Below are 14,023 nucleotides of genomic sequence, written 5' to 3'. Positions count from 1 at the left end.
GTCAGGCTCCCTTGGCGGCCGCGACGGCGCTCTGCGCGTAGGTGACGACGTCGCCGAGGGTCGCCTTGCGGACCTCGGCGAACAGCTTGTCCGCGAAGGCCACGCCCAGTTCGTCCTCCACGGCGATGAGGCCCTGCACGTAGGCCATGGATCCGACCGGCAGTTCCTCGGAGCCGATCTCCGCGGAGAGCGCGACGGCCGGGTCCGCTTCGATTCCGGCGGCCTCGGCGAGGTGGCGGATGATGAGCTCCGGGAGCTGCTGGTCGATACCGGTGTTCGGCATGGTTGTCCTCTCGTACGGGATGAACCGGAAAGTGGTCAGTTGTCTCGGGCGGTGACGGGCCCCAGGGCGGCGCTCTCGTCGGCGGCCAGCTGTCGCAGGGCCGCCACCAGCGGCTGGGTGCGCGCGCCGCCGGGCCGCCGCAGCGACAGGCGCGCGAAGCGGATCATCATGGGCAGGCGCGCCCAGTCGGCCGTCAGGGCGGAGAGCCGCTCCACGGTGCCTGCGTCCGGGGCCTGGCCGGTCCTGCCCCGCGAGGTCACGTACCGCAGGTACAGCGCGCGCTGGCGGGCGGCGGTCCAGATCTCGTCCGCCTGCGCGTATCCGTCCTCGTGCCCGCCGTACCGCTCGAAGTGGCCGGCGAGCGCGAGCAGGGCGTCCGGTCCGGACCGCCAGCTCTCCGGGCGGGCGTCGGGTGCCGGTGCGAGGTCGGAGGGGCCCCGTACGGCGAACCACTGGTGGTCGGCGTGGAGGGCGCTGTCGTCCTCGTCCCCGAAGGCGTGCCGCTCCTGGAGCAGGAACGGAAGGGTGTGCTCCGGTACCCGGCGGCTCCAGGCGCGCAGCCGGCCGTCGTCGGCCCAGCCGCTCCAGGAGCTCTGGTCGCCGAGGTCGTCGGTGGCCCGGAAGGCGTCGCGCAGGTGCCACCGGCCGTCCTCGTACCCGTCGACCACGAACCAGTGCGGTGCGTGCCGCTTCCCGTGCGCGGTGAGCCAGGGCAGGTTGAAGGAGTCGCCCACGACGACCACCGCTCCCGTGGCCGCGTACTCCTCCCCGATGCCGGCCAGCGCCGCGTCCTCGCCCGAGGCACCGCGACGGACCAGCGGGAGCGGTCCCCCGGCAGCGCGCAGTCCGGCGGGCAGGTGGCGGAAGGCGTGTACGCCGTCCCCCTCGGCCCGCGTGTCCAGGGGGCAGGAGCTCCCGAGGACGGACAGCCAGTCACGGCCGGTGGCGTCGAGGTACGCCGCGAGCGCGGCCCCGTAGCAGGAGAGCAGTTCGCCGTCGACGGCCGGCGCCTCCGGCCGGGCCCCGGTCACCACGCGTACTCCCGGTCGTGCGCTCCGGCGGGTGCCGTGGCCACGGCGAGCGCCAGGTCCTGGCGGCTGTCCAGCCTCATCCACCGCACGGTCCCCCAGGCGCCCCGGTCCTTCACGGCGTCGACGGGGATCTGCCACGGCCGTGCCGAGAGTCCCGCGCCGACCGCCTTCGCGCAGGCCTCCTGAACGGTCCAGGTACGGGTGAAGCGCCGCGCCTGCTCGGTTCCGTCGAGTTCGGCGAGGCCCCGATAGGAGGGGAGCGAGGCCCAGCGGCGCAGCGTCGCCGCCTTCGGCCCGGTCACCGGCTCGATGTCGATGCCGACGCTGCTGCCCATGCAGACCGCGACCGCGGCCATGCCGCCGCTGTGCGACACGCTGGTGCCCAGTTCCGGTGCCTGCGCGAACCGCGGGGGCCCGCCGTCGGTGTCCTCCGCGGGCGTCAGCTCACGGACGGGCCGCTGGAGCACCAGGGCGGCGGCGCGCCGGAGCAGGCTCCGCCCGAAGGCGAACTCCGCGCGCCGGCCCGGGGTCATGCGTCCGGCGGCCGCCAGCTCCGTGGAGGTGAGCAGCGACAGGTCCGGGTCGAGGGGAATCGCGCCGAGGAGCGCGTGCACCTCGGCGTCCCCGAGGCGCACGGACGTGTGCACCACACCGTCAGACAAGGCGCACCTCGGGGTCGAGGAGCGTCAGCGTGCCGTTGGCCGTGGTGAGCCGGTCGTTGGAGTAGTTGAGCCGGGCCGACTTGATGTCGCGGAACAGCCGTTCCATGGGGATGGCGGAGCTGCGCATGTATCCGTGCCGCAGGCCCAGCAGGTCCATCAGGCGGTCGGCGGCGTCCATGAGGGTCTCCGAGGCGAACACCTTGAGCCCGTTGAGCCTCAGCTGGACGGGGGCCGCGCCGATGTCGCCGCCGCCGCGCCGGAGTTCCTCGATCTCCCGCACGACCGTGCCGAGGAAGGCGTCCACGGCGTCCACGTCCAGCCGGATCCGGGCGATCCGGTCCAGCACCAGCTCGGAGCGGAGGTTGAAGTCCCGGCGCCCGGCCGGGTCGCGCAGCATGGTCAGCGCGTCGCGCAGCACCCCGCACACGGCGCCGAGCCAGCTCGCCGACCAGCCGATGTGGGCGGCGGGGGCGAAGACCGCGCCGGAGATGTCCGCGAAGGCGCCGGCCGCGCCGACCTGCTGGTCGGCGGGCACGGTCCCGTGCAGGGTCATGGCCACGCTGTGCGTGGCGCGCATGCCCATGGGGTTCCAGCCGTCGCGCTGCGTGGTCTCGAGCTGCTCCCGGTCGGCGTAGACCAGGGTGACCGCGTTCGAGGAGGCGTCGGCGGCGTCCCGCATGGTGATGAGGAAGCCGTCGGCCTGGGCCCCGCCGGTGACGATCGGGGCCTCGCGGTGGATCAGCAGCTCCTCGGTCTCCCGGTCGAGGGCGGCCGCCGCCGAGGTCAGGTGGCCTCCCTTGCCCGCCTCCGAGGTCACGGAGGCCACGTAGACCTCCCCGCGGGCGATCCGGGGCAGCAGCCGGCTCTTGAGGCCGGGGGTGGCGTACTCGGCGAGGGTGACGACCTGCTGGCAGTGCATGGCCCAGATCAGGGCGGCGGACAGCGAGCCTCGGCCGAGTTCCTGGGCGACGGCCGCCATGTCGGCGAGCGAGCCGCCCAGGCCGCCGTACTCCACGGGAACCGACAGGCCCATGAGGCCCGAGGCGCGCAGGGCGTCGAGCGCGGCGACGGGGAAGGACGCGCTCTCGTCGGCCGCGGCGGCGGTCTCGCGCAGTACGGGGACCAGCAGGCGGGCCAGCTCGGCCGGGGTGGCGGTGGGCAGGGCCTGCGCCTGCGCGCTCGGGGCGCTCACGCGGAGACCCCGTCCCGCGCCTGCTCCAGGGCGGCGCGCAGTCCGGCGAGGCTGTTGAAGGTGTCTGGCTGGAGCGCCGCGTCGGGCAGGCTCACCCCGAAGGTGTCCTCGATGTCGAAGAGGACGTCCACGGCCCGCATCGAGTCGAGGCCGAGTTCCGCGAGGGACGAGTCCTCGGTGATGGGCGTCTCCTCGGTCAGCTCCGGCAGGTGGCGGCGGAGCACGGCGACGAGCTCGGGATCGGGAGTGGTCATGGTCAAGTCCTCTCGACAGGGATACGGGTGAAGACAGCGCGCGAGGCGGTGGTGGGGCGTCCGCCGCCCGTGACCACCTCCACGGGTGCGGGATAGCTGAGGAAGCCCACCAGGCTGGCTGTCAGGCCGTAGGCACCTGTGTTGGGCACGGCCAGCAGGTCGCCGGCGTGCAGCTGGGGAAGGTCGGAGGGGCTGCCCCACTGGTCCAGCGGGGTGCACAGCGGACCGGCCAGGTGCACGGTCCGGCCGGTCGGCTCCGCGTCCTCGGCCCCGGCGGCGCCCTCGGCGCCGGGCAGCCGCAGGACGCGCGGGCGCAGCGGGGGCAGTCGGCGCAGTCCGGCGAGCCCGCCGAGGTGGTGGATGCCGCTGTCGAGCAGGGCGTACTCCTGGCCCTTCGACTCCTTCACCTCGACGACCGAGGTCACCAAGGTCCCGCAGGAGCCGACGAGGTAGCGGCCGGACTCGAAGGAGATGGCGGGGCCGCCGTCGCGCCAGGTGGGCACGTGCTCGTCCAGCAGCTTTTCGAGTCCCGTGCGCAGGCCGGGGAATTCGGGCCGCTCGCCGGGGGCGGCGTAGGGGGTGCCGAAGCCGCCGCCGAGGTCCAGTTCGCGGAAGTCCCGGCCGAGGGCCTCGGCCAGCTCCCCGCACATGGCGAGGGCGGCGTCGAACTGGCCGAGCAGTACGTCCTCGGTGGGCAGGTTGGTGCCCATGTAGAGGTGCAGGCCCGTGATCCGGACGCGGCCGGTGTCCTTGAACGCCTCCGGGGAGCGGAGCACTTGGGCGAAGTCCACGCCGAACTTGGTGCTCACGCCCGCCATGGCCAGTCCCATGCCGGGTACCGGGCGGTCGGCGTTGATGCGGAGCAGGCACTCGATCTCGCCGGTCTCTCCGGTCTCGCCGGGCCCGCCGCTGCCGCCGGTCCCGGGCTGCCGGCCCTCGTGCGCCACGGCGACCAGGGTCTCCAGGTCGCGCACGGACTCCACGGAGAACCGGGTGACGCCGGCCCGCAGCGCCTGTCCGATTTCCGGCGCCGTCTTCGCGGGACCGCTGTACGTGATGTCTGCTGCCGCAAAACCCGCCGTCAAAGCGGAATCAAGTTCTCCGGTGGAACTGACCTCGGCACGACATCCGAGAGCCGCCAGTACACCGGCGACCTGGGGGTGCGGATTCGCCTTCAGCGAATAGTGGATGACCGCGCCCTGCGGCAGGGCGGCCACGAGGCCCGCATGGGATTGCGCCACCACGTCGAGGTCGTAGAGGTAGAGCGGAGTTCCGTACGCGGCGGCGGCATCGTACGGCGATATCGCCGCGGAAAGCGGAATTCTCTCTGTCATCGTGTCCCCGCAGAGGTGAGTGAACCCAGGGCCGCCTTGTCGATCTTCCCGTGGGGCGTCAGCGGAAGCGTCTCCAGAACCTCGCACACTTCGGGAATTTTATGCGGTTCGAGACGGTCCCTGAGTCCGGCGAGAATTTCCGGAACGTTCACTTCACCACTGACGAACAGACATGCGGGACCGTCGCCGACAGGTGAAAGCGCTGCCGCCTGGTCGACTCCGGAAATATCCAGCGCGGCCTGCTCTATCTCCATGGTGCTGACGCGGAATCCCTTCCGCTTGTAGACGTCGTCGTCCCGGCCGAGGAAGTAGATGTACCCGTCCTCGTCCATACGGCACTGGTCGCCGGTGTACAGGGCGTGCCCGCCGTCGGGGCCGGGCCGGAACCGGATCGCGGTGAGCTCGGGCGCGTTCCAGTAGCCCGGCATCACATGCGGACCGGACACCACCAGTTCGCCGGCGCTGCCGGGCGGGAGGACCCGGCCCTCCTCGTCCACGACCGCGCAGCTGGTGCCCGGCAGCGGGCGCCCCACCGAGCCGGGCCGCGCGTCGAGGTCCTCGGGGTTGCCGGGTTCCAGGATCGACACCCGCTTGCACTCGGTCAGCCCGTACATGGGGGCGACGCGCAGTCCGGGGACGGCGGCGCGCAGCGAGGAGATGTGGGACTCGCCGAGCGCGGCGCCGGTGTTGGTCACGAGCCGCAGCTTCAGCCGGTGCGCTCCGGCCCGGGCGGCCAGCCGTACCAGGGTCGCCGCCAGCGCGGGGACGAGCGGGAAGACGGTGGCCCCCGTCTCCTCCAGCCTGCGCAGCAGTGCGGGCCCGGCCGAGGCGTCGCCGTCCAGGACCAGGTGCGCGCCCGCGGCCAGGGAGAGGAACACCTGGTAGAGGCCGTAGTCGAAGGAGAGCGGCGTACAGGAGAAGACCGTGTCGTCCGCCGCGTAGCCGAGGACCTGGCCGATCGCGTCGATCGCGAAGGCCATCTGCCGGTGGGGGGACATCACCGCCTTGGGCATGCCCGTACTGCCCGAGGTGTAGATCAGGCAGGCGAGGTCGCCCTCCGAGCGGTCGCCGTCCAAGCGGTGGCCCCCGGGGCGGTCGCCGGGCGCCGGCGGGGCCGCCGCGGGGGCCGGGCCCGCTTCCCACAGGTCCGCTTCCAGGACGACGGTCCGCACCCCGGTGCCCGTATGGGCGCCGGTCAGCTCGGGCGCGACCAGGGCCAGCGCGGGAGCGCAGTCCGCGGCGATGTGGTCGAGGTGGAAGGGGCGGACCCGGGGGTTGAGGACCACCGCGACGGCGCCCGCGTACGAGCAGGCGAAGAGCGCGGCCACGGTTCCCGGTCCGTTGGGGGCGTGGATGACGACCCGGTCGCCCCTGGCCACGCCGAAGCCCGAAAGGCGTTCGGCCAGGTTCACGGACCGGCTGCGGAGTTCGCCGTAGCTCCAGGTGACACCTCCGGCCGTGAGCGCGGGACGGGTCGCCTCGACTTTGCATTGTTTCTCGAGCAGATCATGTAGGAAACGCAAGACTTACCCCTCGTAAGCGTGACGGACGTTCCACCCTCTCAACCCGGGCGGAACGTGTCTCAGCGGGAGCCCCGGCAATGTGTTGCAGGTTCGTGAAATTCACGAGGCCGCGCCGGTGACGCCTCGGGACGGAGCGCAAAGAGAGCCGCCGACGGCCGATTTGCCGTGGTCGAGCGCGTGCAGCATCCGTTTTCACGTGTTCATGGCCCCCGCCACCCTCCCCCGCTCGCACACCGGAACTCCGGATTCAATTTCTGGAGTTCGCGAAATGCGGAGCCGCTGTCCTATGGACTTCGCAACACAGAAGATCATTTGCTCTGTTGCACTGCAACCCCTTATCCGAATACCGAGACAAGCCGAAACGGCCTAACCGGGACCATTTGCGAAGATGTTCGCCCTCTCCCCCCATAGCCCGCCCATCCCACACAGACCCCTTTATCGCCCGGGGGAGTTCGCAGGCCAGGGCCCCGCCGCGGGCGGGCGCGAGCGGCGCCGCGGAGGGGCCGCACCGGACGGAGCTTCTTCGGGGTCCTCAAGTTCTTCTCAAGCGGTTCTCGAGCGATCCTCAAGCGGCCCGACGCACAGTGCCGGGCCGCTCGCACGTGGCGGAGCGGCCCGGCACCGGGGACTGCGGCAACGTCAGGGGTAGCTCACCAGGTTGGCCACGTTGGTGGCCGCGTTGGAAGGACCGCCCCGGTCGTTGATCACGTGCCGGATGGTGCCCGTACCGCCGAGCGAAACGGTCACCATGTTCCGGAAGCGCACGTTCGGGCTGTTGGGGGCCTCGAACGCCCGCTCGGCGGTCACACTGCTGTTGACGTTGAAGAAGCAGTAGCTGCCGAGTCCGTAGGCCTGGTGGCTGGTCACGTGGCCCGCGACCTTGTACGCCGCGTAGCCCTGGGTGGAGCCGTTCATCCAGGCCGCCTGGTTCGGAGGATCGTAGGGCATCTCGTTCTGGTAGAAGTACGTCCGCCCTCCGTTGCCGTTCCAGATGGTCTGGTCCTTCTGGTAGTGCTCGACGAACAGGCCGTACATGGTGACGTCGTCACCGTTGACCACGAGTCCGGTGTCGGCCGTGTTGCTGTTCCAGCCGATGCCGCTGCCGTGGTCGCCGCGCCAGATCCACATGTGGTCGCCGATGACGTCGTCGCTGTTCACGACGAGGCTGGTGGTCGCCTTGCCCACGGCGGCTCCGCCGACGCGGAAGAAGACGTCGTGCAGGGAGGTGGGGTTGGCCGAGTGGTCGGCGCCGGAGCCGGCCGGGCCCACCTCCATCAGCGTCCTGGAGTTGGTGGTTCCGGCGTCGATGAGCACGCCCGCGATCTTCACCCCGTCGACGTCGGCGACCGTCATGGCGGTGACACCGTTGTCGGGGATGAAGGTGGCGAGGCCGAGCCCGAGGACGACCGTGTCGGGGCGGGTCACCCGCAGAGTCCGGTCCAGATGGTAGACACCAGGCGTGACCAGCAGGTTCTTCCCTTCCGCCAGTGCCCCGTCGATCTGCGCGGCCGTGGCTCCGGGCTTGACGACGAAGAACCGGTCCAGGCCGAGCGAGGTGCCCGCGGCGTTCCCGTTCGCCCAGGTGGTGGCCGAGGAGTCGGTCCGCAGGGACGGCACGAACACCTTGTAGGCGCCCGCGCCGTCCACGTACAGGAAGGGCTTCTCGCGGACGACGGGGGCCTGGTTCACCGTGGTGTACGGCGGGTTCGGGAAGCTGTTGCCCGGCACGCCCTGGCTGCCGACGAAGACCATGTTCCAGTTGGCGCCGCTCCAGCTGCCGAGCTGGGAGTTGCGGGTCAGCCACTGCTGCTGGGTGCCCGACCGCACCTGGCCGTCGATCTTGGAGTCGGCCATGAATCCGCCGCTGGCCCAACCGCCGTCGTCCAGCGCGAGGTTGCCCCGGACGTGCATGCGCCGGTATGGGGCGGCCTGGGAGACGGCCCACCGGTCGGTGCCGCCCGTGGGGTTCACCGACAGGTTCTCGGCCCCGCGCCAGAAGTTCTGGGTGGCGTTCTGCGGCGGGAACCAGTCCGCCTCCACGTGCACGGCCCCGTTGACGGTGACCGAGTCGGGTGACTGGCCGAGACCGAGGACCTGGGTGTAGAAGCCGACGTTGACGTCGTTGCTGTACGTACCCGGCTTGAACATCACCGCGTAGCGCTGGGAGCCGAACTGGTTGCTCTCCTGCTGCCGGAAGATCGAGTCCAGTCGGCTCTGGATCGAGGACGAGGGCATCGACGGGTCGAAGACGACCACGTTCGGCCCGAGGTCGACGTCCCCCGGCGGAAGGCTCACGGGCGCCACCTGGAAGCGCTGGGCCGCCGTGCCGTTGCAGGTGTACTGCACCAGCTGGACGCTGTCGGCGGTCGAGGCGGCCGGTACGTCGAGGCATTTGCCGCTGAGCCTGCTGACGAACCGGTAGGCGCCGCCGCCCTCGTCGACGGCCTGCCACTGCTGGTTGGCGCCGCCGCCGTACGTCCACAGGTGCACGGCCGCGTTGTCCGCGGTGGAGGTGTCGCTCACGTCCACCACCTGCTCCGCGTCGTTGCGGTTGCCGATCCGGACGAAGCCGTCACCGGTCGGCGTGAAGCTCCACTGCTGTGCGGTGCTGTTGTTGCAGGCGTACTGCTGCACCGCGGTGCCGTCGGCCATCGCGGCCGACCGCGCGTCCAGGCACTTGCCGCTGCCCGCGTTCACCACCGTGGACCAGCCGGTGGGCAGGGCGGCGGCCGCTGCGGTCCCGGCGGGGGTCTGCGGGGTGGCGGCCCGGGTGGGCTGGACGGCGGTGAGGACCGAGGCGGCCGAAGCCACGGCGACGAGGGCCGCGAGCCAGGTCCGGGGGATCCGGGACCGTGCCGGGGCGGGGGAACCCGCCAGGGGGGTGTGCGGGGATCGGTGCACGTCTTCTCCTGTGCCGACTGCGCGGCGTGGGTGGGGGGGTGGAGGTGTGACTGTGGGGGCCTGTGGGGCGGGTGGGTTTGCGGTTGCGGTCGCCGTCAGGAGGTCCGGGCGGACGGCGGCGTCCACTTCTGCTGCGGGGCTCCGGTGCAGGTCCAGATGCGGAGCCGGGTGCCGTTCGCCGAGCTGCCGCCCTCCGCGTCCAGGCACTTGTCCGCCTGCGGGTTGACGACGTCCCGGGCCGCCGGGAAGGACCACTGCTGGGCAGGGGTCCCGTTGCAGTCCCAGAGCTGGACGGGGGTGCCGTCGGCCGTGCCTCCCGACGCCACGTCCAGGCACTTGCCGAGCGCGCGGACCGTGCCGTCGGCGCCGACGCTCCACTGCTGGGCGCCGGTTCCGTTGCAGTCGTAGAGCTGTACGGGAGTTCCGTTGGCGGTGCCGGCCCCGGCGACGTCCACGCACTTGCCGCCGAGCCCGGTGATGGCGCCCGCGCCCGGCTGGCCGCCGCCGGAGGTGACCCGGACGTAGTCGACGAGGAGCTGCTGGGGGAAGGCCGTGCTGCCGTCGGGGTCTCCGGGCCAGTACCCGCCGACCGCGAGGTTGAGGATCAGGAAGAAGGGCTTGTCGAAGACCCACTGGCGGCCACCGAGGTCGGCGGGGGTGCGCCGCTGGTACACGGTGCCGTCGACGGACCAGGTGATCGCGTTCGGGCTCCAGTCGACGGCGAAGGTGTGGAAGGCGTCGGCGAAGGCCTGGCCGCCCGGCAGGGTGTGGCCGGCGCCGATGCCGCCGGAGCCGGAGTACCCGGGCCCGTGGAGGGTGCCGTGGACCGTGGAGGGCTCGAAGCCCACGTTCTCCATGACGTCGATCTCGCCCGAGGCGGGCCACCCGACCTGCCCGATGTCGTCGCCGAGCATCCAGAACGCGGGCCACATGCCCTGGCCGCGCGGGACCTTCATCCGGGCCTCGACGCGGCCGTACGTCGTGGTGAACCGGCCGGCCGTGTTCAGCCGGGCGGAGGTGTACTCGCACCGGCCGTACCAGCACTGGTAGTTGCCCGGGTTCTCGCGACGGGCGGTGACGACCAGGTGGCCCTGGCCGTCGAGGGCGGCGTTGCGGTTGCCCGCGGTGTAGTACTGCCGCTCGTGGTTGTTGACGTTGTCACCGGTCTCGGTCTGCCACTTGCCCGCGTCGACGGCCGAGCCCGCGGGCCCGTCGAACTCGTCGGAAAAGGTGACGGCCGCCGCGGCCGCGGGTGCGGGGAACTGCGCGTGGGCCGGGGTGCCGCCCTGGGCCAGTCCGGTGGACAGGGACGCGAGGGCGAGGAGCGGGGCGAGGGCCAGGAGCAGGCGCCGGGGTGGGCGGGGGAGGTTCATGACTCTCCCTTCCGTGAGCGGGGGATCAGGCAGGGGCATGGCAAGTTCCGTTGCAAGTGCAGTTCCGGGACGCTTAGTTCACTACGTGATTTAAGAAGTGAATAAATTCCGCGTCAAGGGGTTGGTATGGACCACATCCTTGAATGCGGGCCTTCCCTGCGGGCCGGGACCGGGCCGCCGGCGCGGGCGGACGCCACGACACCCGGAGGGAATCAGCCGAATCCGGCGGGGCCGCCGCGTCGGAACCCGCCGCCCCGGGACGGGGGCCCCTGCCGGACGTCCGGCAGGTCTCCCGGCGCCGTCGCCCATCGGACGCACCGTCCCGGGGGCCGGCGGCACCCGCTGTTTTCGGTCAGGTTTCGCGACAGCAACTGAACGGATCCGTCCGCATCATGACCTGTTGTCAAGACCCGTACACAGAACCGATAGGATCCCGGGCTGTTGTCCAATGATCTTTCGCTTTCGATCGTTTGAGGGTTCTGATGGTTCGAGAGGGATCGTCGCCCGGTAGTACAGGGCCCACCTCACCTGTCGCATGGGCGCTGCCCGCTCTGCTGACCGCGGTGGTCACAGCGGTCGCCGTGGCACTGGTGTCATCGCCCGCGCGCACTGCCGTGGCCTGGATCGGCGCCGCCGCCTTCGTCGCGGTCGCGCTCTCCTGTGGTGAGGCCGCCCGGCGCGGCAAGGCGATGGCCGCGCTTCGGGCGACGGTCGCCGCTCAGGATGCGGCGCTGTCCCGGCAGCAGGCCGAGACCGTACGACTGGCCGACACGCTGCTGCCCGATGTCGTGGCACGGCTGCGCAAGGGCGAGTTCCCCGAGGACGTGCTCACCTCTCTGGAGGTGCCGGGCGCCTACCAGACAGGCCTGACGCCCCAGTTCATGGCGGCGCACCAGGCGGTACTGCGTTCCGTGCTGGAAGCCGTGGTCGCGGAGGAGGACCTGCGCGACTCGGCGCAGCGCGCCTTCGTGAACATCGCCCGCCGCGTCCAGGCCATCGTGCACCAGCAGGCCATGGAGCTGCGGGAGATGGAGGACCGGCACGGCCAGACCCCGGCCGTCTTCGGCGATCTGCTCCGGCTCGACCACGGCACCGCGCTCATCGGCCGCCTCGCCGACTCCATCGCCGTACTCGGCGGTGCGCGGCCCGGCCGCCAGTGGAGCAAGGCCGTGCCGCTGTACAGCGTGCTGCGCGGTGCGATGTCCCGGATCATCGACTACCAGCGCGTGGAGCTGCACTCGGTCTCCCAGGTCGCGGTCGTCGGCCCGGCCGTCGAACCGCTCATCCACGCGCTGGCCGAGCTGCTCGACAACGCCACCCGCTACTCCCCGCCGCAGACCAAGGTCCACCTGACCGCCGTCGACGTGAACTCGGGCATCGCGGTCGAGATCGAGGACGGCGGCCTCAGCATGAGCGAGGAGGCCCGCAAGCGGGCCGAGCGCATGCTGCGCCAGGCGCAGCAGGGCATCGACCTCACGGACCTGGGCGAGACCCCGCGACTGGGCCTCGCCGTGGTCGGCCGGCTCTCGCAGGCCTACAACTTCCAGGTCTCGCTGCGCTCTTCGGCGTACGGAGGCGTGCGCGCCGTCCTGGTCATCCCGCAGGACCTGATCACCACCGTCTCCGCCGCGACGGGCGTGGCCCACGGCATCGGCACCTCCTCCGGGCCCCGCGCGGCCGTGGAACCGGCGGCCGGCCCGGCCGAGGACCGTACCGCGGCGGTGCCGGCGGTGCTCCCCCCGGCACGGGCCGTCGACCCGCGGATCCCGCGCCCGGCCACCGGCCCGCGGATCCCCGTGGCCGACCACGGCTCCGACGACCTTCCCGCCGTGACCGAGCGGACGTCGAACGGACTGCCGCAGCGGCGCCGCAAGGTACGCGCCACGGCTCCGGGCCAGCCGACCGCCGCCGACGAGTGGACCGCCGCCGTTGCCGCGGCCCCGGCCCGGCCGGAAGCCGAGCCCGAACCCCAGGTGGAGCCAGGCATGTGGCTGGCCGCCTTCCAGAGCGGCCTCTCCGGGGACGGTCAGACCGGTCCGGGGAGGACCGCAGCAAGCCAGAACAGTGACGCCTCGCCGAACTCGGCGAGCAAGGGGGAACAGCCATGAGTCAGCTGCAGACCAATATGGACTGGATGCTCAAGGACCTGGCCGAGAGCGTTCCGCAGACCCGCCACGTGATCGTGCTCTCCGCCGACGGCCTGCGCATGGCCCAGTACGGCGCGGAGACCGACACGGCCGACCGGCTCGCCGCCGCCTGCGCCGGACTCCAGAGCCTCGCGGGCGCGGTCGCCTCCGAACTCCCCAACAGCAAGGGCCGGATGCGGCTGGTCGTCATCGAGATGGACGGCGGCTTCTTCTACCTGATGGCAGCGGGCGCCGGCGCCTACCTCGCGGTACTGGCCGACGAAGGGGTCGACGCCGGGCTGATGGGCCAGCGGATGCGGGACCTGGTGGCGCGGATCGGAGAACACCTCAGCAGCCCGCCGCGCCGCGACGGGCAGACCGCGTGAGTGACCCTGGCCCCCGCTGGGAGGACGGCACTCCCGAGCGGCTGTACGTCATCACCGGCGGCCGCAGCGGACCGTTAACCACCACCACCCTCGACCTGGTGACGCTGATCATCGCCAGGTCGGGGCCCAGGCCCGGGATGCAGCCGGAGCACGCGGCGATCATGCGCATGTGCCAGTCGCCGCTCTCGGTGGCGGAGATCTCCGCGTACCTAGCCCTGCCGGTGAGCGTGGTCACCGTACTGATCGGTGACCTGCTCGCCGCCGACCACGTGCTCTCCCGCGCACCGGTCGCTCTCGCCCAACTACCGGACCTGGCATTGATTGAGGCAGTGATCGATGGACTTCGAAAGCTCTGACCCTCCCGCGGGGCCGCGGCGCGAGGACGTATTGCCGGCCACGGCCGCCGCCGCCGTCAAGGTGGTGATCGTGGGCGGCTTCGGGGTCGGCAAGACGACCCTGGTCGGCTCGGTGAGCGAGATCCGGCCGCTGACCACGGAGGAGACGATGACCCAGGCCGGGGTCGGCGTCGACGACACGGCGGGTGTGGAGCGCAAGAGCTCCACCACCGTGGCCATGGACTTCGGCCGGATCAGCATCAACGAGGAGCTGGTGCTCTACCTCTTCGGCACACCGGGCCAGCAGCGCTTCTGGTTCCTGTGGCACGGCCTGTTCGAGGGCGCGCTGGGAGCCGTGGTCCTGGTCGACACCCGTCGGCTGGAGGTCAGCTTCGACGTGATCGGCCGGCTGGAGGAGCGCGGGGTGCCCTTCGTGGTCGCCGTCAACTCCTTCCCCGCGGCGCCCGAGTACCCGCTGGACGAACTGCGCGCCGCCCTGGACCTTCCGGCCTCCGTGCCCCTGGTGCAGTGCGACGCCCGGCGCCGCGACTCCAGCCGTGACGTCCTGATGACGCTCATGCGCTACCTGCATTCCCTCGCGGTGGCCCCGGAGGCGTCGTGAC

Annotated in this window: 13 protein-coding genes; 4 read left to right on the top strand and 9 right to left on the bottom strand. The window is 71.8% G+C overall.

Features of this window, described 5'->3' with window-relative positions; all coding sequences use genetic code 11:
• Position 1 precedes the first annotated feature (1 nt).
• From OG447_RS20205 to OG447_RS20165, 9 genes are all read right to left on the bottom strand, one after another.
• Positions 2–283, bottom strand: coding sequence for a hypothetical protein (locus OG447_RS20205; protein WP_266938219.1), 282 nt, complete (start codon positions 281–283; stop codon positions 2–4).
• 35 nt (positions 284–318) lie between these two features.
• Positions 319–1,314: a hypothetical protein gene (locus tag OG447_RS20200; RefSeq protein ID WP_266938218.1), complete on the bottom strand. Its 996-nt coding sequence runs from the start codon at positions 1,312–1,314 to the stop codon at positions 319–321.
• Entirely contained in the window at positions 1,311–1,964 is a 654-nt protein-coding gene (locus tag OG447_RS20195; RefSeq protein WP_266938217.1) for a 4'-phosphopantetheinyl transferase superfamily protein, read from the bottom strand. Before OG447_RS20195 ends, OG447_RS20200 begins: the two co-directional genes overlap by 4 nt.
• Positions 1,965–1,968: 4 nt before the next feature.
• The gene (locus tag OG447_RS20190) at positions 1,969–3,168 is read right to left on the bottom strand and encodes an acyl-CoA dehydrogenase family protein (protein ID WP_266938216.1); all 1,200 of its coding nucleotides are present in this window, start codon (positions 3,166–3,168) and stop codon (positions 1,969–1,971) included.
• A complete protein-coding gene (locus OG447_RS20185; RefSeq protein ID WP_266938215.1) occupies positions 3,165–3,422 on the bottom strand; it encodes an acyl carrier protein in 258 nt (85 codons plus the stop codon). The genes OG447_RS20190 and OG447_RS20185 overlap by 4 nt, the downstream gene beginning before the upstream one ends.
• Positions 3,423–3,424: 2 nt before the next feature.
• The gene (locus OG447_RS20180) at positions 3,425–4,756 is read right to left on the bottom strand and encodes a type III PLP-dependent enzyme (protein ID WP_266938214.1); all 1,332 of its coding nucleotides are present in this window, start codon (positions 4,754–4,756) and stop codon (positions 3,425–3,427) included.
• Positions 4,753–6,279, bottom strand: a complete 1,527-nt coding sequence (locus OG447_RS20175) for a class I adenylate-forming enzyme family protein (protein ID WP_266938213.1) — start codon at positions 6,277–6,279, stop codon at positions 4,753–4,755. The genes OG447_RS20180 and OG447_RS20175 overlap by 4 nt, the downstream gene beginning before the upstream one ends.
• A 639-nt stretch (positions 6,280–6,918) precedes the next feature.
• Entirely contained in the window at positions 6,919–9,090 is a 2,172-nt protein-coding gene (locus OG447_RS20170) for an RICIN domain-containing protein (protein WP_266938955.1), read from the bottom strand.
• A gap of 185 nt (positions 9,091–9,275) precedes the next feature.
• Positions 9,276–10,553 (bottom strand): family 16 glycosylhydrolase, encoded by a 1,278-nt coding sequence (locus OG447_RS20165; RefSeq protein ID WP_266938211.1) that lies wholly within the window; start codon positions 10,551–10,553, stop codon positions 9,276–9,278.
• Positions 10,554–11,035: 482 nt separating this feature from the next.
• On the opposite strand from OG447_RS20165, the gene OG447_RS20160 reads away from it, so the two are divergent.
• From OG447_RS20160 to OG447_RS20145, 4 genes are read left to right on the top strand one after another with little or no spacing between them, the layout of a single operon-like run.
• Positions 11,036–12,661, top strand: a complete 1,626-nt coding sequence (locus OG447_RS20160) for a sensor histidine kinase KdpD (RefSeq protein WP_266938210.1) — start codon at positions 11,036–11,038, stop codon at positions 12,659–12,661.
• Complete coding sequence (locus OG447_RS20155) at positions 12,658–13,065, top strand: roadblock/LC7 domain-containing protein (RefSeq protein ID WP_266938209.1); 408 nt, start codon at positions 12,658–12,660, stop codon at positions 13,063–13,065. Before OG447_RS20160 ends, OG447_RS20155 begins: the two co-directional genes overlap by 4 nt.
• The gene (locus OG447_RS20150; protein ID WP_266938208.1) at positions 13,062–13,421 is read left to right on the top strand and encodes a DUF742 domain-containing protein; all 360 of its coding nucleotides are present in this window, start codon (positions 13,062–13,064) and stop codon (positions 13,419–13,421) included. Before OG447_RS20155 ends, OG447_RS20150 begins: the two co-directional genes overlap by 4 nt.
• Entirely contained in the window at positions 13,402–14,022 is a 621-nt protein-coding gene (locus OG447_RS20145; protein ID WP_266938207.1) for an ATP/GTP-binding protein, read from the top strand. The genes OG447_RS20150 and OG447_RS20145 overlap by 20 nt, the downstream gene beginning before the upstream one ends.
• The last annotated feature ends 1 nt before the right edge of the window (position 14,023 follow it).

The sequence above is a fragment of the Streptomyces sp. NBC_01408 genome (assembly GCF_026340255.1).
Taxonomy (GTDB): Bacteria; Actinomycetota; Actinomycetes; order Streptomycetales; family Streptomycetaceae; genus Streptomyces.
Note: the sequence above shows the minus strand (reverse complement) of the source record. Positions and strands in the feature narration are given on the sequence as shown.

Coding starts and splice junctions, on each gene's coding strand:
- OG447_RS20145 (WP_266938207.1), top strand. CDS start 13,402: ATGGACTTCGAAAGCTCTGACCCTCCCGCGGGGCCGCGGCGCGAGGAC.
- OG447_RS20160 (WP_266938210.1), top strand. CDS start 11,036: ATGGTTCGAGAGGGATCGTCGCCCGGTAGTACAGGGCCCACCTCACCT.
- OG447_RS20165 (WP_266938211.1), bottom strand. CDS start 10,553: ATGAACCTCCCCCGCCCACCCCGGCGCCTGCTCCTGGCCCTCGCCCCG.
- OG447_RS20155 (WP_266938209.1), top strand. CDS start 12,658: ATGAGTCAGCTGCAGACCAATATGGACTGGATGCTCAAGGACCTGGCC.
- OG447_RS20205 (WP_266938219.1), bottom strand. CDS start 283: ATGCCGAACACCGGTATCGACCAGCAGCTCCCGGAGCTCATCATCCGC.
- OG447_RS20185 (WP_266938215.1), bottom strand. CDS start 3,422: ATGACCACTCCCGATCCCGAGCTCGTCGCCGTGCTCCGCCGCCACCTG.
- OG447_RS20180 (WP_266938214.1), bottom strand. CDS start 4,756: ATGACAGAGAGAATTCCGCTTTCCGCGGCGATATCGCCGTACGATGCC.